The 16,439-nt window shown below is 64.9% G+C and carries 13 protein-coding genes and 1 tRNA gene; 5 read left to right on the top strand and 9 right to left on the bottom strand.

Annotation, left to right across the window (positions count from 1 at the left end; all coding sequences use genetic code 11):
• Nucleotides 1-23: 23 nt before the first annotated feature.
• The 8 genes from JOE31_RS10120 to JOE31_RS10085 all read right to left on the bottom strand — a co-directional run bounded on the left by JOE31_RS10120 (nucleotide 24) and on the right by JOE31_RS10085 (nucleotide 12,239).
• Nucleotides 24-779 (bottom strand): ABC transporter ATP-binding protein, encoded by a 756-nt coding sequence (locus JOE31_RS10120; RefSeq protein ID WP_011692375.1) that lies wholly within the window; start codon nucleotides 777-779, stop codon nucleotides 24-26.
• Nucleotides 776-3,571 (bottom strand): ABC transporter permease, encoded by a 2,796-nt coding sequence (locus JOE31_RS10115; RefSeq protein WP_209743825.1) that lies wholly within the window; start codon nucleotides 3,569-3,571, stop codon nucleotides 776-778. Before JOE31_RS10115 ends, JOE31_RS10120 begins: the two co-directional genes overlap by 4 nt.
• A gap of 209 nt (nucleotides 3,572-3,780) precedes the next feature.
• Nucleotides 3,781-5,370 carry a phosphoglycerate dehydrogenase gene (gene serA / locus JOE31_RS10110; RefSeq protein ID WP_209743822.1) on the bottom strand — a complete coding sequence of 530 codons (1,590 nt, stop codon included), beginning with the start codon at nucleotides 5,368-5,370 and terminating at the stop codon, nucleotides 3,781-3,783.
• A 142-nt stretch (nucleotides 5,371-5,512) separates the two neighbouring features.
• A complete protein-coding gene (gene ilvC, locus JOE31_RS10105; RefSeq protein ID WP_209743818.1) occupies nucleotides 5,513-6,538 on the bottom strand; it encodes a ketol-acid reductoisomerase in 1,026 nt (341 codons plus the stop codon).
• Nucleotides 6,539-6,653: 115 nt separating this feature from the next.
• Nucleotides 6,654-7,166 (bottom strand): acetolactate synthase small subunit, encoded by a 513-nt coding sequence (gene ilvN / locus JOE31_RS10100; RefSeq protein WP_011692379.1) that lies wholly within the window; start codon nucleotides 7,164-7,166, stop codon nucleotides 6,654-6,656.
• Nucleotides 7,167-7,168: 2 nt separating this feature from the next.
• The gene (locus JOE31_RS10095) at nucleotides 7,169-9,070 is read right to left on the bottom strand and encodes an acetolactate synthase large subunit (RefSeq protein ID WP_209743816.1); all 1,902 of its coding nucleotides are present in this window, start codon (nucleotides 9,068-9,070) and stop codon (nucleotides 7,169-7,171) included.
• Between the two features lie 383 nt (nucleotides 9,071-9,453).
• On the bottom strand, nucleotides 9,454-11,175 hold the full coding sequence (gene ilvD, locus JOE31_RS10090) for a dihydroxy-acid dehydratase (protein WP_209743813.1): 1,722 nt from the start codon (nucleotides 11,173-11,175) through the stop codon (nucleotides 9,454-9,456).
• 140 nt (nucleotides 11,176-11,315) lie between these two features.
• Nucleotides 11,316-12,239, bottom strand: coding sequence for a LysR family transcriptional regulator (locus JOE31_RS10085; protein ID WP_209743810.1), 924 nt, complete (start codon nucleotides 12,237-12,239; stop codon nucleotides 11,316-11,318).
• A gap of 121 nt (nucleotides 12,240-12,360) precedes the next feature.
• On the opposite strand from JOE31_RS10085, the gene JOE31_RS10080 reads away from it, so the two are divergent.
• The 5 genes from JOE31_RS10080 to JOE31_RS10060 all read left to right on the top strand — a co-directional run bounded on the left by JOE31_RS10080 (nucleotide 12,361) and on the right by JOE31_RS10060 (nucleotide 15,940).
• Nucleotides 12,361-12,912 (top strand): hypothetical protein, encoded by a 552-nt coding sequence (locus tag JOE31_RS10080; RefSeq protein ID WP_307864400.1) that lies wholly within the window; start codon nucleotides 12,361-12,363, stop codon nucleotides 12,910-12,912.
• Between the two features lie 75 nt (nucleotides 12,913-12,987).
• A complete protein-coding gene (locus JOE31_RS10075; RefSeq protein ID WP_209743807.1) occupies nucleotides 12,988-14,058 on the top strand; it encodes a hypothetical protein in 1,071 nt (356 codons plus the stop codon).
• A gap of 30 nt (nucleotides 14,059-14,088) precedes the next feature.
• On the top strand, nucleotides 14,089-15,222 hold the full coding sequence (locus tag JOE31_RS10070) for a sorbosone dehydrogenase family protein (RefSeq protein ID WP_209743804.1): 1,134 nt from the start codon (nucleotides 14,089-14,091) through the stop codon (nucleotides 15,220-15,222).
• A 106-nt stretch (nucleotides 15,223-15,328) separates the two neighbouring features.
• Nucleotides 15,329-15,404: transfer RNA gene (locus JOE31_RS10065), tRNA-Lys, on the top strand.
• A 260-nt stretch (nucleotides 15,405-15,664) separates the two neighbouring features.
• A complete protein-coding gene (locus tag JOE31_RS10060) occupies nucleotides 15,665-15,940 on the top strand; it encodes a hypothetical protein (RefSeq protein ID WP_209743801.1) in 276 nt (91 codons plus the stop codon).
• Nucleotides 15,941-15,950: 10 nt separating this feature from the next.
• Here JOE31_RS10060 and JOE31_RS10055 read toward each other — a convergent pair whose 3' ends face one another.
• A complete protein-coding gene (locus JOE31_RS10055) occupies nucleotides 15,951-16,433 on the bottom strand; it encodes a MarR family winged helix-turn-helix transcriptional regulator (protein WP_209748321.1) in 483 nt (160 codons plus the stop codon).
• Nucleotides 16,434-16,439 lie beyond the last annotated feature (6 nt).

Below are 16,439 nucleotides of genomic sequence, written 5' to 3'. Positions count from 1 at the left end.
AGCTGGGAGTACTACCCCCAAATCTAGATCAGTTCGGTCAGGGTATCGCTGAGCCGGACAAGTTCGTGGTCATGTGACGCCACCAGCACGGCTATTCCGTCGGACGTGGTGTCCTTGAGGATGCTGATGATGCGGTTGGCCGAAGTGCGGTCCAGGCTTGCCGTGGGTTCGTCGACCACGAGGACGCGTGTTCCGAGGATCAGTGCGCGCGCAATCGCCACGCGCTGACGCTCGCCGCCGGACAGCTGCGCCGGGCGGTGGCGCATCCGCCGCCCCAGGCCGACAAGGTCCAGGAGGTCCTTGGCCATGTCGCGGCGCTGGTCCACTTCACCGTCCGGCACGGCGGGCAGCAGCACGTTCTCGAGGGCGCTCATGCCGTCGATCAGCGCGCCGCCCTGGTCAACGTAGCCGATCAGGGCCCGGCGGCGGTCGGCGATTTCGTCGTCGCCCATGCTCTCCAGTGACTGGCCCTCCCAGAAGACACGGCCCGACGTCGGCAGGGTAAGGCCGGCGCCGACGGTCAGGATACTCGTCTTGCCGGAGCCGCTTCGGCCGGCGACGCAGTGCATCTCCCCGGCGTGGAGCGTCAGGTCGAAGCCTTCGACGACGTTGACGGCGTCGGCGCCGCCCTTCTGCCCGCCGTAGCGGATGGTGATGTTGCTCAGTTCCAGCGGGGTCCCGTGGTCCGCGGCCTTCAGGATGGTGTTGGCACGGGTCTGGAGCGAGCCGTCCCCGGCGTCATCCTGGGGAATCCGGTCGAGATTCAGGTCGTTGTTCATTGGACCACTTTCGTTGCAATTGGAATCCAGCAAAGTACAGCCACGAGTCCGGCCAGGGCGGCCCAGAGCGCGGCATAGGGTGCAAGCAGGAGCCCGATGCCGAGGGCGCCGACCACGCCCAGCGGCAGGGCCACCGTGCCCACGAGGGCGTTTTCGAACAGCCGGACCTGGCCAAGCATGTCCGGGTTCCAGCCCATGGCTTCAAGGGTGCCGAGGTACTGGCGTTTGGCCTGCAGCTCGAAGCGGCCGGTGACGAGGGTCAGCACCAGGCCCACGGCTACGCCAGACAGTGCCAGGACGATGCTGGGCAGCGCCACGCTGGCCGCCGCCAGCCCGCTCAGGGCGCTTGCGCCGGCGGCCCGCGGGATGTCGATCAGCAAGGCGATGAGTCCGCCCACTGCGGCGCCGAACACACCCACTGCCACAGCCAGTGAGATCGTGTTGAATTTGTTGGTGCTCAGCTGGCGGTTGGCGAACGTGAGCGGGGAGTCGACGGCGATCAGCCGCTCGTCGTGCTGCGGCTCCTGGTCCACTTCGTCACGGTGCCTCAGCTGCCGTGCCGCGAAGTAGGCCGCGGCGGCGTAGAGAACCAGGACTGAAACGGAAACGATGACCGTGGCGAGGTTCCAGCTGAGCAGGCTCAGGATGGTGCCGGCGATCGCCAGGAGGGCGGCGCCCACGCCGAACTCCGCGAGCACCCAGCTCCGGATCCTCTTCTGGGTCCAGCCCATGGCCCGCAGGGTGCCTGCTTCGCGGCGGCGCTGGCGGATGTAGCTGACGGTGGAGGCACCGGTGAGCAGGGCCGCGCCGCACAACGTGAGGAACAGCAGTGTGATATTGGTACCGGTCAATGAGCCGGACACGGCGTCGGCGGCATCCTGGCGGACCCACGACTGGGTGACGGTGCCGAGCGCGGATTCCTTGCCGGCGTCGTCCTTGGAGTAACCCGGCACAAAGATGTTGGCGTCTTCACGCGCGGAGCCGGCAACCACGGTCGCTTCCAGTCCCATGTCCCGGATTTCGTTCGCGAGCTTCTCCACCTCCGGCTGCGACTCCTTCCAGCTGCCGGGCGCCTTGGCCCGGACCCGGACGGCGTCAATCACCGAAGCATTCTCTTCATATCCGCGGGCCGCGGCGAGGCCGTAGTAGTCCGTAATGGCACCGGCGGACTGGCTGACCAGGCCCGTGGCGCTCAGTGAGGGCTTGAGTACGGTGTTCTCCACCTTCTTGCCCTGGGCATCCTCGGTCAGGGTCAGCGGTGAGGGGTCGTACCCGCCCAGCGGCAGCCGGTTGACGTCCCCCGCAGCTTCCTTGACCTTGTCGGCGTCGAACGTGCCGTAGACCATGGCCAGCGGTGCCGCGACCTTGGTGCCGGTCTGCAGGCTTTCGCGGTAGGAACGCTCGTCCACCGGCTCGCGCTGGGTCTGGTCGACCGGTGCGCCGCCGGCGCCCTTCTCCGGGAGCCGGTTGACGGTGATCCACTCCCCCGGCGTTGCGGTCTTGTCCACGGCGCCGTTGCCGGCGGTGGCACCGTCGGTGTACTTGGGGGCGGAGGCGAAGTCGGTGCTCCACGTTGCCGGGTTGTAGAGGCCCTGGCTGAAGTTGCCGGTGTTTCCCAGGAGCTGGGAGTAGTCCTGCGAGCCCGGCCAGGAGAGTGCAAACGGTGATTTTGAAACGAACGGCAGGTAGTCCTTGTCCAGCGACCTGGTCACCGTGCCGACATCCTTGACCACGTTTCCGGAGTCGTCGATTTCTTCGATCTTCACGGAGTACTTGAGGTCCAGGGACGTGCCGGAGCGCACAATCAGCGGGATGGCCTGGGAATCTGCGGTGAGCTGGCCGTTCCGTTTTGCCTGCTGGTACTGCGTCATCAGGGGCGCCCAGTACTTGAGCTTGACGCCGAGGAAGTCCGGACCTTCTTCGAGCTCCTTCATGCTGATGCCTGTGGTGAACAGGCTCTCGAAATGCCGGCCAATGGCGCCGGCGTTCCGGGCGTCCGCCGGCGGCGCCTTTTCGAGCGGAGCCAGGAAGTCGCCGGCAGTGCCCAGCAGTGCACGTTCGGAGACGGGGTCGACGGCGACGACGGACTCGGTCACCTGCGGGGCCAGCGGCAGTGACACTGAAAGGTTGAAGAGGTTGTGTTCGGATCCGCCCGCGGGGGCCGGGAATTTGATGCCGGTTTCCCCTTCGGCGCCCGCGATGCGGATGCTCTTGCCGCCTGCGGCCTGCTCCTCGACGAGTCTGGCCTTGCCGAGGGAACCCTCGGCCATGGACTTGAACAGGGTCTGTTCCGACTGGCCGTCCGAGCTGACGGCGCTGGCGGTCAGCCGGTACTTCTTGGCCTCGTCAGTGAGGACCGATTCCGCTGCCGGCCATTTGCTGGGATCGGTTGCGCCGGGTTCCCCGGCGGTCGCCGTACCCACGAGTCCGGAGTTGAAGCCCAGGTAGTCCATGGCGTCAAGGCGCGGCGACTCGAGGTTCTGGGATACCCGTGACACGAGGCTGATGGGAGCCGCCACGGACGTACCGGACAGTTTCCGGATGCCGTCCAGCTGGTCGAAGCTGATGCCGCCCTGGCCGTTGGCGATTTCCGGCTGCATGAGCGCTCCGCCGGACCCCGCCTTGGCCTGGACCAGGATGTCATAGAGTCCGCGGGAATTCTGGTCGACTGTTCGGTTGAGCGCTGCCTGCGACTGGCCCTGGACGAGGACGGACAGGCACATGGCGACGATCAAAATGGCCGCGGTCAGCAAAAGCACTCGGCTTCTGATGAACCTCTGGACGGCGTTCATTGGGCTCCCTGAAAAGCTGGATTGCGTGAGCGCACACCTCAGTCCACACCAAATGGATGTGAAGGCGTCCCCTGCCGGATGTGCAAAAAATAATGGCCGGTCTGCGGGCCGGATCCGAAAATCGGACCCAGCCATTGTACGCAGACCGGCCAATCATACGTGGCAGAAGTTAACGTCTGTCACGAGAAGTTCACCGAATAGGCGGGAGGTCAGTCTTCGAGGTCGACTTCCCGTACCATCTCGGCGCCGATGCCGGCCTTGATCGCATCAAGGACCTGCTGCGGAACCGAGCTGTCAATGGTCAGGAGGGCCAGGACCTGGCCGCCCTCAGCCTGGCGCGCAACCTGCATGCCGGCAATATTGATGTTGTTCATGCCAAGGATGTGCCCGATCGTGCCGATCACGCCGGGGCGGTCCGCGTAGGCCACCACCACCAGGTGCTCGCTGATGGGGATTTCCACCTCGTAGCCGTTGACGCCCACGAGCTTCTGGATCTGCTTGGGACCCGTCAGCGTTCCGGCCACGGAGATCTGGCTGCCGTCGCTGAGGGCACCACGCAAAGTCAGGAGGTTGCGGTACGACTCGGTGTCGGGGGTGGTGATGAGGCGGACGTTGATGCCGCGCTGCTCGGCAATGACCGGGGCGTTGACGTAGGAAACCTGTTCCGTCACGACGTCGGCGAAGATGCCCTTGAGCGCCGCCAGTTCAAGCACCTTGACGTCGAGGGAGGCGATCTCACCGGCAACTTCAACATCGAACTGCGTCAGGGATGCATGGGTCAGGGCGGTGAAGATGCGGCCCAGCTTCTCGATCAGCGGGATGCCCGGACGGACGTCCGGCGCGATGACGCCGCCGGCAACGTTGACGGCATCCGGAACCAGTTCACCGGCCAGGGCGAGCCGTACCGACTTGGCCACGGAAACGCCTGCTTTTTCCTGCGCTTCGTCAGTGGATGCGCCCAGGTGCGGGGTCACCACCACGTTGTCCATCTCGAAGAACGGCAGGTCGGTGCTGGGTTCCTTGACGAAGACGTCAACACCGGCGCCGGCAATTTCGCCGTCCTTCAGGGCGGCGTGGAGGGCTTCCTCGTCCACCAGTCCGCCGCGGGCCACGTTGATGACGTAGGCGGTCTTCTTCATCTTCTTGAACGCCTCAGCGCCCAGCATGCCCACCGTTTCAGGCGTCTTGGGCATGTGGATGGTGATGAAGTCGGACTGCGCCAGCAGTTCGTCCAGGGTGACCAGCTGCACGCCCAGCTGGGCGGCACGGGCGGAGGTGATGTAGGGGTCGTACGCCAGGATCTTGGTGTCGAAGCCCTTCAGGCGGGCTGCCACCAGGGCGCCGATACGGCCGAGGCCGATGATGCCGATCTTCTTTTCGTAAAGTTCAATGCCCGTGTACTTGGAGCGCTTCCATTCGCCGTCCTTGAGCGCGGCGCTGGCCTGCGGAATGTGGCGGGCGAGGCTCAGGATGTGGCCCACGGTCAGTTCGGCGGCGGAGACGATGTTCGACGTCGGCGCGTTGACGACCATGACACCGGCCTGCGTGGCGGCCTTGATGTCGACATTGTCCAAGCCGACCCCTGCGCGGGCAATGACCTTGAGGTTCTTGGCCGCGGCGATGGCTTCGGCGTCCACCTGTGTGGCGGAGCGGACCAGGATTGCGTCAACATCCGCGATGGCAGAGAGCAGCTGGGAACGGTCGGCGCCATCGGTCTGGCGGATTTCAAAGTCCGGGCCGAGGGCCTCGACTGTGGCGGGTGAAAGTTCTTCGGCGAGCAGTACTACGGGTTTTGACACGGCTGATCCTCTGCGTTGCAGTCCGGGGGATGAATCAAGTCTAGGCTGACGGAAAGGCCGGGCTCACATTGTTAAGTGTGAACCCGGCCTCACTGTTGACTCCTGAAGGGCGCCTGGCCGACGGCCTGGGCGGCAGGCAGCCTTAGCGGGCTGCCGAGCCCTCGACGTAGTCCTCGTCCTGCTGCTGCCAGGAGAAGAGCCCGCGCAGTTCGCGGCCAACGCTCTCGATGGGGTGCTGCTCTGCCTTGGCCCGCAGCGCCTTGAACTCGACGCCGCCGTTGTCCTGGTCCTCGATGAAGCGCTTGGCGAACGCGCCGTTCTGGATGTCGGCGAGGACAGCCTTCATGTTTTCCTTCACCTCGGGGGTGATGACGCGCGGGCCGGAAACGTAGTCGCCGTACTCTGCGGTGTCGGAAACGCTCCAGCGCTGCTTGGCAATGCCGCCTTCCCACATGAGGTCAACGATGAGCTTGAGCTCGTGCAGGACCTCGAAGTAGGCGATCTGCGGCTGGTAGCCGGCCTCGGTGAGGGTCTCGAAGCCGTACTGGACCAGCTGGGAGACACCGCCGCACAGGACTGCCTGCTCGCCGAACAGGTCGGTCTCGGTCTCTTCGGTGAAAGTGGTCTTGATGACACCTGCGCGGGTGCCGCCAATTGCCTTGGCGTAGGACTTCGCGAGGTCCCAGGCTGCGCCGGTGGCGTCCTGCTCGACGGCGATGATGTCCGGGATACCGCGGCCGGCTTCGAATTCGCGGCGCACGGTGTGGCCGGGAGCCTTCGGGGCGATCAGGATGACGTCAACGCCCTCCGGTGCCTGGATGTAGCCGAAGCGGATGTTGAACCCGTGCGCGAAGGCCAGGGCCTTGCCGGGGGTCAGCTTGTCCTTGATGGAGTCGTTGTAGATCGAGCGCTGGTACTGGTCCGGCGCCAGGATCATGATGACGTCTGCCCATTCGGCGGCGTCGGCGACGTTCTTGACCGTGAAGCCGGCCTCCTGGGCCTTGGCGATCGAGGAAGAGCCCTCCTTGAGGGCGATCGTCACCTCGACGCCGGAGTCGCGCAGGTTCAGGGCGTGGGCGTGGCCCTGCGAGCCATAGCCGACGATGGCCACCTTCCGGCCCTGGATGATGGAGAGGTCTGCGTCGTCGTCGTAGAACATTTCAGTCACTTGCGTAACTCCTTTTGAGTGGATTCTCTGGTGTAAATAGTCTGTGGTGTTGCGGTACTGCACGGGCGTTGCTCCGCAGGCGGGACTGTGCCCCGCCTGCGGCCGAGACTGTGTCTTAAGCGGAGCGCAAGGCCCTGTCACTCATGGAGCGGGATCCCCGTCCAACGGCAAGGGTGCCGGACTGCACAATTTCGCGGATGCCGAAGGGCTCGAGCACTGACAACAGCGCGGTGAGCTTTTCGGGATGGCCGGTTGCTTCAATGACCACCGAGTCTGTGGAGACGTCGACCACTGAAGCGCGGAACAGGTCTGCAGCCTGGGTCACCTGCAGGCGTGTTGCGGCATCCGCACGTACCTTGACCAGGATGTGGTCGCGCTGTACGGAAGATTCTGAGGTGAGTTCAACAATCTTGATCACATTGATTAGTTTGTTCAACTGCTTGGTGACCTGTTCGATCAGGTCACCGTCGGCGTCGACGACGACGGTCATCCGGGACATGCCCGGAACTTCCGTCGGGCCGACGGCCAGTGAATTGATGTTGAAGGCCCGGCGGGCGAAGAGGCTCGCGACTCGGGTCAGCACACCGGGTTTGTCTTCGACCAGAACGGACAGCGTGTGGCGGGTCATGATCAGTCCTCCTCTTCCCATTCCGGGGTCATGTTGCGGGCGACCTGGATCTGGTCGTTACTCACTCCGGCGGGCACCATTGGCCACACCATGGAGTCCGGGCTCACCACGAAGTCGATGACCACGGGGCGGTCATTGATTTCCAGGGCTTTCTGGATGGTGGCGTCGATGTCCTCAGCGCGCTCGCACCGGAAGGATGCGCAGCCATAGGCCTCGCCCAGTTTCACGAAGTCCGGGATCCGGACGGTTTCGTGGCCGGTGTTCAGGTCGGTGTTCGAGTAGCGGCCTTCGTAGAAGAGGGTCTGCCACTGGCGCACCATGCCCAGCGAGGAGTTGTTGATGACGGCAACCTTGATGGGGATCTTGTTGATGGCGCAGGTGGCCAGTTCCTGGTTGGTCATCTGGAAGCACCCGTCGCCGTCGATGGCCCAGACCACGCGGTCGGGCGCGCCCACTTTGGCGCCCATGGCTGCGGGGACGGCGTAGCCCATGGTGCCGGCTCCGCCTGAGTTCAGCCAGGCGTGGGGGCGTTCGTACTTGATGAACTGCGCCGCCCACATCTGGTGCTGGCCAACGCCAGCGACGTAGATCCCTTCGGGACCGGTCAGGGCACCGATGCGCTCAATGACGCGCTGCGGTGCGGTGAGCCCGTCCTCCGGCTCGGTCCAGCCCAGCGGATACGTTTCCTTCAGGTTGTTCAGGAACGTCCACCAGTTCTCCAGGTCCGGCTTACCGGAAGCCGCAAACTGCGTCTTCACGGCCTCGGTGAGCTCCGGGATGATCTCCTTGACGGAGCCCACGATCGGAACGTCCGCTGTGCGGTTCTTGGAGATCTCGGCAGGATCGATGTCCGCGTGGATCACCTTCGCATTCGGCGCGAACGTCTTCAGGACGCCGGTTACCCGGTCGTCGAAACGGGCTCCCAGCGTGATGAGCAGGTCGGACTGCTGTAGCGCGGTCACGGCGGAGACCGTGCCGTGCATGCCCGGCATGCCGACATGCTGCGGGTGCGAGTCAGGGAACACGCCCCGCGCCATCAGGGTGGTGACCACGGGCGCGCCGGTGATTTCTGCGAGTTCCCGCAGCTCAACGGAGGCGTGCGCCTTCACCACGCCGCCGCCGACGTAGAGGACGGGCTTGCTGGCCGCGGCAATCAGCTTCGCTGCTTCGCGAACCTGCTTGTTGTGGCCGCGGAGCACCGGGCGGTAGCCGGGGAGGTCGATCTTCGGCGGCCAGGAGAAGGTCATCTGGCCCTGCTGGGCATCCTTGGCGACATCCACCAGCACCGGGCCGGGCCGGCCCGTGGACGCAAGATGGAACGCCTCCGCCATGACATGCGGGATGTCGTTGGGGTCGGTCACCAGGAACGAGTGCTTGGTGATAGGCATGGTGATGCCCACGATGTCCGCTTCCTGGAAAGCATCTGTACCAATGACTCCGCTGGACACCTGGCCGGTGATGGCCACGAGCGGCACGGAGTCCATGTGCGCATCCATGATGGCGGTAACGAGGTTGGTGGCCCCGGGACCCGAGGTGGCAATACAAACGCCAACCCGCCCGGTAACCATGGCGTAGCCTTGCGCGGCGTGGCCGGCTCCCTGTTCGTGACGGACCAGCACGTGATTCATGCTTGAGGCCATCAAGGGGTCATAGGTGGGCAGGATCGCGCCACCGGGCAAACCAAAAATATCGTCCACGCCGAGTTCTTCGAGCGAGCGGACAATTGCTTGTGAACCGGTCATCACCGTCGGGGGTACGACGTTGTTCGGTCCAAGGACAGGAGAGACAGCAGCAGCGTGCTCGACGCCGGCATCGGCCGTGCGGTCGGCGCGTTCCGGAGCCTTGGGGGCTCCAGCGGACTTTGTAGCCATCAGCGAGGGGCTGATCGGCGATCCTTTGCTCATCGGACTCTTCCTTTGTGGATCTTTATTAGCGGGTGGTTCTCATGACGGGTGCAATAACTGAAACAAATAAAAAAAACCCCTCAGCCTGGCGGCTCTTCGAGGGGTTGCGCGTGACGGTTCGTTACCAGTCGGGCTATTGAGCCACGCGCTTGGTAAGGACGACGACTGCTTCTGCAGCGGCGCAGTTGGTAACGAATGCGATCATGCGTTCAGTTTTCCCTCTAAGTGAGACGGGTGTCAACGACACACATCCCCGTCTCACTATATGGACTCCATTGTCCACGGATTGAGCGCCATCCCCAACCGACTCGCAGTTAACGCTCCGAAAAGCGTGTTTGACGACGTTAACTGCCAGTCAGTTGGGTCAGCGCGGCTGCGGGGTACTACCCGCAGTATGCGCCGGTGGAGGCGCTGTGCACCAGCTTGGCGTACTTAGCCAGGACGCCCTTGGTGAACTTGGCCGGGAGCGGCTCCCAGCCGATCTTGCGTGACTCGAGCTCAGCGTCGTCCACGAGCAGGTCGAAGCTGCGGGCGGCAATGTCAACGCGGATGCGGTCGCCGTCCTTGACGAAGGCGATCGGGCCGCCGTCGACTGCTTCAGGGGCGACGTGGCCGATGCACAGGCCGGTGGTACCGCCGGAGAAGCGGCCATCCGTGAGAAGCAGGACATCCTTGCCCAGCCCGGCACCCTTGATGGCGCCGGTGATGGCGAGCATTTCGCGCATGCCCGGGCCACCCTTCGGTCCTTCATAGCGGATGACCACGACGTCGCCCTTGGCGATTTTGCCGTTGTCGAGCGCGTCAAGGGCACCCTGCTCGCGCTCGAACACGCGGGCCGTGCCTTCGAAGACGTCGGCGTCGAAGCCTGCGCTCTTCACGACGGCGCCTTCAGGTGCCATGGAACCGTGCAGGATGGTGATGCCGCCGGTTTTGTGGATCGGGTTGTCCAGGGCACGAAGGATCTTGCCGTCCAGGTCCGGTGGGTTGATGGACGCCAGGTTTTCCGCCAGGGTCTTACCGGTGACGGTGAGGCAGTCGCCATGCAGCAGCCCGGCGTCGAGCAGTGCCTTCATGATGACCGGAACGCCGCCGATCTTGTCGACGTCGGTCATCACGAAACGGCCGAACGGCTTCAGGTCGCCCAGGTGCGGGATCTTGTCGCCGATGCGGTTGAAGTCGTCCAGCGTCAGTTCCACTTCAGCTTCGCGGGCGATGGCCAGCAGGTGCAGCACGGCGTTGGTGGAGCCGCCGAATGCCATGGTCACGGCGATGGCGTTCTCGAAGGCCTTCTTGGTCATGATGTCGCGTGCGGTGATGCCGAGGCGGAGCAGGTTGACCACCGCTTCACCGGACTTGCGGGCGAACTCGTCACGACGGCGGTCTGCCGAGGGCGGGGCTGCGGAGCCCGGCAGGGACATGCCCAGGGCTTCGCCGATGCAGGCCATGGTGTTGGCCGTGTACATGCCGCCGCAGGCACCTTCGCCGGGGCAGATGGCGCGTTCGATGCGGTCAAGGTCTCCCCTGCTCATCTTGCCCGCGGCGCAGGCGCCCACGGCCTCGAAGGCGTCGATCAGGGTGACTTCCTTCTCGGAACCGTCCTCCAGCTTGACCCAGCCGGGCATAATGGAGCCGGCGTAGAGGAACACGCTGGCGAGGTCCAGGCGCGCGGCTGCCATGAGCATTCCGGGCAGGGACTTGTCGCAACCGGCCAGGAGCACCGATCCGTCAATGCGCTCGGCCTGCATCACTGTTTCCACGGAGTCGGCAATGACTTCGCGCGAGACGAGGGAGAAGTGCATGCCTTCGTGGCCCATGGAGATGCCGTCAGAGACGGAGATGGTGCCGAACTGCATGGGGAACCCGCCGCCGGCGTGGACGCCTTCCTTGGCGCCCTGGGCCAGCCGGTTTAGGGAAAGGTTGCAGGGAGTGATCTCGTTCCAGGAACTAGCCACGCCAATTTGGGGCTTCGCAAAGTCGTCGTCGCCCATGCCGACCGCCCGGAACATTCCACGCGCGGGAGCGGCGTGGATTCCATCGGTTACGACCCGGCTGCGGGGCTTGATGTCCGGCTTGTTTTCTGTCGCGGTTTGGGTGTCCTCACTCATGCGTCAAAGTCTATGGCGCAAAGATGGGCACCAACGACCCGGAATGGACCGTTAAGCCGAAAAGCGGGAATATTTCGATCAAATAGTGGACTCTCGTCTCACATAATGAGATTAGCGCGGCGCGCAGGGTCGAAAAAGTGTCAGCCGTCACTCAGGCCTGCCGCATCAATGGAGGCGGCTTCAGCCTCGAGCATGGACAAAACCTGCGCAATGGTGGTCCGGGCCGCCACGTCCGGACGGGCGAGCGCCACGATGCTGCGCCGGGCAGTGACGCCAAGCAGTGGACGGAGGACGAAGCCGCGCTCCTGGTTGCCCAGGGCCGTGTACCGCGGCAGCAGGCTCAGCCCGTGGCCGGCGCTGACAAGGGCCTCCAGGACACGAAGGTCCGGAAACAGCTGCGCGCGGACCGCAGGGGAACCTGCCTGGACCTCGATCTGCCGCAGCACGGTATCGAATGGAAAGCCTTCCGGGACGCCCATCCAGGGAAAGCCCACCACATCGCCGGCCGTTAGCGAAGGCTTCGCCGCCAGGACGTGCCCCGCGGGCACGGCCACATCAAGCGGTTCGTTCAGGAGCGGAACCACCACCAGCCCCTGCCGGGCAAAAACATCGGGACCATCCACGCTATGGGCCAGCACGATGTCGTAATCGGCGGCGAGGGCAGCAAATCCCGCGACGCCCGGGTCTTCGAAACAGGCCTCGAACCGCAGGCCCTCCACCGCCTTGACGCGGTGCAGGAGGCCGGGGAGGAACATTTCCGCTGCGCTCGGGAAGAAGGCCGCTTTGACATGCGTTTGCCAGCCCCGCCGGTACGTGTCAATTGTGGCTTCGGCGCGCGCCATGGCTGTCGAAACGTCCGCCGCGGCCGCCGCCATGGCCCGCCCTGCTTCGGTCAGACGCACTCCCCTGCCGGACTTTTCAACGAGGACAACGCCCAGTTCATCCTGGAGGGTCTTAAGCTGCTGCGAGACGGCCGAGGGCGTCACCTCCATCGCTTCGGCCGTGGCGCCCACTGTGCCCCGGTCCGAGAGTTCACGGAGAATCCGGAGGCGTTTCAAATCCATGAGGCGAGGCTACAGGACGGCACCCTGAGTGGGGCCGTCGCACCCCGGCGTGACACGGAGCCATGAGCCGGGTCTGGTAGCGTGCGAGCCACTCTGCCTGCCCGACCATCAGGACTCCACTGTGAACAGCAAGCCCTTGCCGATCAACCCGGCACCCGACCCCGCGCCCCTTCCTCCCGCGCCCACCAGCGACGAGCTCAAGGCGACGCTCCGGGCCGTGTTTGAGCGCCAGATCCCCAACTACGGCGACTATAACCTCGTCTGCGGTTCGAACAGCTTCGAGGCCCCGGGGGCGGCAGCCCGGGGCTGGGCTCCCCCGCGGAGACGGAATTTTGTTATCGGCTACCGCTGGCACCCGGCCGAGGTTGTCGTGGCCCCTTTCGATGAAGAGTCCCTGGCGGCCACGGGTGTTCCGGTCGCGATCAATATGACCAATCTCGCCCGCGTCCGCCGGCTGCCGGGAGTCAACTCGTCCCCGGGCGGTTACGAAGTGGCGGCAAGCACGGGAAAAGCATTCCGATTCGGAGTGGACGACTCCATGCCCCTGGCTCCGCCGTCCGCACGTCCGGGTGAGCGCGCCACTCGCGGGACCCGAAGCATCGAACAGGCCCACGACGCCGCGGACTTCCATGAATTCATGGCCGACTTTGTGCAACGCGGCCTGCCGCTCTGAGCCTTTACAGCCCTAATCACACCGACGTAACGTCAAGCAACGGCAACCTTGCCTTGTGGACAGAAGGGCACTGCTATGGACTGGATTATCTGGGTCATCGTCATCGTAGTAATCGTCGGAGTGGTGTGGTGGCTCCTGAACCGAAATAGTTCAGGGAACACCACGGGCACACCGGCAGCCTCCGATTCCGGCATGTCCGTTCCACAGCCACGGCAGTCCGCCGTCGACCGGTCCGCGGGAGGCGGTGCAGCAGCGTCGGCAGACGCCGCAGCCACGGCCGGAATGCCGGGCGCGGCAGGTTTCAGCCAGACGGCCAACGCTTCGCCGTCGCCGTCCGTGCCGGCCGAACCCGGGCCGGGCCTTTCCCCGACAGCGAACGCCGCACCCGGCGGCGGAGACGTGGATGACTGGGACGATGACGCCGAGGCGACCAGCGGCGCGCCCGCCGCGGACACCGGGCTTACAACGACAGCTGACGTGACAGCCAAACCCGAGGGCACTGCAGCTGGGCCTGAAGCTGCAGCCCGCACAGAGGACAAAGCGGAGTGGGAGGCGCAGTGGTCCGAGGCGGCCAGCACCCCGCACGCGGACCAGGTGCACACCAAGGAGGTTCCTACCAGGGAATCAGCGGCCGGGAAGACTCCCGCCGCGGCGACCGGCCAGCAGGTTCCGGTTCACCACCCTGAGTACACGGAGCACCATGCACCCACGCTTCCCGGCGCCGAATCGGCCGCGGCGGAAGATGTCCAGGACACAAACGTCAAGGATCCAGGAGCCGACGCCGGGCTGCCGCCCGCCGGCGGAAGCGGCACGGCCGCCGTAAGCAGCACGGAGGTCCTCTCCGAGGGAGACGCAGAGACAATGCAGGCGGCCGCATCCTCGGCGGCGACGGAAGCAGCCGCAAGCCATGCGGCAGAGCCCGCCGGACACCTGGCTGCGGACAAGCCGTATGGCGAGGGATCGGCAGCCCCGGGGCCTGACGGCAGCGGACCGGACGGCTATACGGTCAAGGGCAATGCGCAATCGATGATCTACCACGACGAAACCAGCCCCGGATACGAGGAAACAACTGCGGAAGTCTGGTTCGAGTCGGCCGCGCACGCGGAAGCGGCAGGATTCCGCGCCCCGCGCCGGAGCCGGCACTAGGCCGTCCGGCCAATGGGGGTCGGCGTCCGGATGCATCAGGAGCGAACGGTGCCTGCGTCCAGGCCTGCACTCCGCCTTATGCCTGCCGCCGCCCTCGTCTGGACGCTGGTTTTGTCCGCCTGCACCGGAGGCGGCGACGGCGGTCCCACCGGTACCGCAGGTTCAGCCTCGGGCGGCGACGAGGCGTCCGGGGAACTCCGGGTACTCCGGACGGTGGAAGGGCTGCGGCTGCCCTGGTCCGCCGTGTTTTTGCCGGATGGCACAGCCGTCATTTCTGAACGTGACAGCGGCGACGTCAAAACGGTCAAGGACGGCAGGACGACGCTGCTTGGCAGCATCCCCGGGGTTGTGCCCGGAGGCGAAGGCGGCCTTCTGGGGCTGGCGGTGTCACCGAACTACGCGTCGGACAAGTCGATATTTGCCTACTTCACGGCCCGGGCGGACAACAGGATTGCCCGCCTCACCCTGACTGAGGCCGAGCCGGGAGGCACGCTGAGCCTTGGGCCGCCGGAGATAATCTTCTCCGGCATCCCCAAGGCGTCAACCCACAACGGCGGCCGCATACGTTTTGGGCCGGACGGGAACCTCTATGTGGGAACCGGTGATGCGCAACGGCGCGAACAGCCCCAGGATCCGAACGCGCTTGGCGGCAAGATCCTCCGGATCACTGCTGACGGCAAGCCGGCGCCGGGTAACCCGTTTGGCGACAACCCGGTCTACAGCCTTGGCCACCGGAATGTGCAAGGCCTCGACTGGGACGACGCGGGCAGGCTGTGGTCCAGCGAGTTCGGGCCCGCCGTGGACGACGAACTGAACCTGATCCAGCCGGGCGGCAATTACGGCTGGCCGGAGGTCACCGGGGCGCCCGGCAAGCCGGGCTTCATTGATGCCAAGGTGGTATGGCCTTCCACCGCGGAATCTTCCCCGAGCGGACTGGAGATCACCGGGTCCACGGCTTACCTCGGGGCGCTACGGGGCCAGCGGCTGTGGGCCGTCCCCCTCGACGGTGAAAAAGCGGGCAAACCTGTGAGCCATTTCACAGCGAGGTTCGGGCGGATCAGGGACGTTTCACTCGCCCCGGACGGCAATTTGTGGATGCTCACCAACAACCAAAACCCTGATTCTGCGCTGATTTTGGCGCTTCCGGCCAGGGCTGGAAGCTGAAACGACCGCCGATTTCACACGGGGCTAAATCTCGTGTAGAGTTTCATGTCGTTGCGGAGATGAACGAGGGAAACAAAAGCCCCCGGGAAGAACCAAAACAACAGCTGCACCTCTAGCTCAACTGGCAGAGCAATTGACTCTTAATCAATGGGTTCCGGGTTCGAGTCCCGGGGGGTGCACCACAGAAACCCCGTCTTCACAGGCCACAAGCCACGAAGGCGGGGTTTTGTTTTGTCCGGAAGTCGCCGCCGATGTCCGCGGATCGGCACGTGCCTACGCTTCGCTCGTCACAAACTTCAAGCTGATGGGTGTGGACTGCTCCACAGCCGTATGCCGCCCCGTGACCCCGGGCACTTCTTTGGGAAAAATTCATCCTAAGCATCGGAATAGCTGAGCCGAACTGGATAGAGTGGCGTCACTACTAGGGGTGGGAGGGCAAACCATGGCTGTTTTTCGGTTTACTGTTACCGGCACGATCGAAGCCGATGCCGAAGCCATAGGCGCGGCCATGGCCGCCTCGCTGCCGGCCCCGTCCACGGACTCCGGAACGCTGGCGGCACTGGAGACAAGCCTGGAGTTCAGTGAAAACCCCGGCTCGGCGCTACAGGCGTTGTTGGAGATGGGCGTGATGGCGATCCTGCAAGCCAAACTGGGCCCCTTGAACAAGGGCTGGGACGTTCAGGCGCTGGAGGCGATCGCCGTCCGCCTTCTGGGGTAGGACCGGGTGGTCAGTTGACGCTGTTCGCTTCCACGGTGAGGCCGGACTCGGCACCTGCCACGATTGCTTTGGTCTCCGGCGAGGAAAAACGGCTGGCCAGGACGGTCACTACGGCCTGGAGCTCCTGCCGGAGAACGTCGGGATCGATCGATGCGGCCGCCAGCACGGTTCGTTCCATGTCGGCTGCAGCGGCCACGGCTTCAACTCCGCGCTCGGTCAGGGACACCACGTGGCTCCGCCGGTCGGACGTGCTGCGTTCACGGCGGATGTGCCCATGCACCTCGAGCCGGCTGAGGGTTTTGCCCATGGTCTGCGCCTGCACGCGGACCAACTGAGCCAGCTGTGCCTGGGTCATGGGTCCATTGTGGGCAAGAACTTCCATGGCGATGACCCCCGCATGGGTGAGCCCAATGGCTCCCAGCTTCTCGTTCCAGGAGTGTTCCACGAGCCGTGCCGCGGTGGACAAGAGGCGCCCAGTGGGCCAGCGATCCATATCAGG

The sequence above is a fragment of the Arthrobacter sp. PvP023 genome, from assembly GCF_017832975.1.
Lineage (GTDB): Bacteria > Actinomycetota > Actinomycetes > Actinomycetales > Micrococcaceae > Arthrobacter.
Note: the sequence above shows the minus strand (reverse complement) of the source record. Positions and strands in the feature narration are given on the sequence as shown.

Coding starts and splice junctions, on each gene's coding strand:
- JOE31_RS10095 (WP_209743816.1), bottom strand. CDS start 9,070: ATGAGCAAAGGATCGCCGATCAGCCCCTCGCTGATGGCTACAAAGTCC.
- ilvD (WP_209743813.1), bottom strand. CDS start 11,175: ATGAGTGAGGACACCCAAACCGCGACAGAAAACAAGCCGGACATCAAG.
- JOE31_RS10055 (WP_209748321.1), bottom strand. CDS start 16,433: ATGGATCGCTGGCCCACTGGGCGCCTCTTGTCCACCGCGGCACGGCTC.
- JOE31_RS10075 (WP_209743807.1), top strand. CDS start 12,988: ATGGACTGGATTATCTGGGTCATCGTCATCGTAGTAATCGTCGGAGTG.
- JOE31_RS10120 (WP_011692375.1), bottom strand. CDS start 779: ATGAACAACGACCTGAATCTCGACCGGATTCCCCAGGATGACGCCGGG.
- JOE31_RS10085 (WP_209743810.1), bottom strand. CDS start 12,239: ATGGATTTGAAACGCCTCCGGATTCTCCGTGAACTCTCGGACCGGGGC.
- JOE31_RS10115 (WP_209743825.1), bottom strand. CDS start 3,571: ATGAACGCCGTCCAGAGGTTCATCAGAAGCCGAGTGCTTTTGCTGACC.
- ilvN (WP_011692379.1), bottom strand. CDS start 7,166: ATGACCCGCCACACGCTGTCCGTTCTGGTCGAAGACAAACCCGGTGTG.
- JOE31_RS10070 (WP_209743804.1), top strand. CDS start 14,089: ATGCATCAGGAGCGAACGGTGCCTGCGTCCAGGCCTGCACTCCGCCTT.
- JOE31_RS10060 (WP_209743801.1), top strand. CDS start 15,665: ATGGCTGTTTTTCGGTTTACTGTTACCGGCACGATCGAAGCCGATGCC.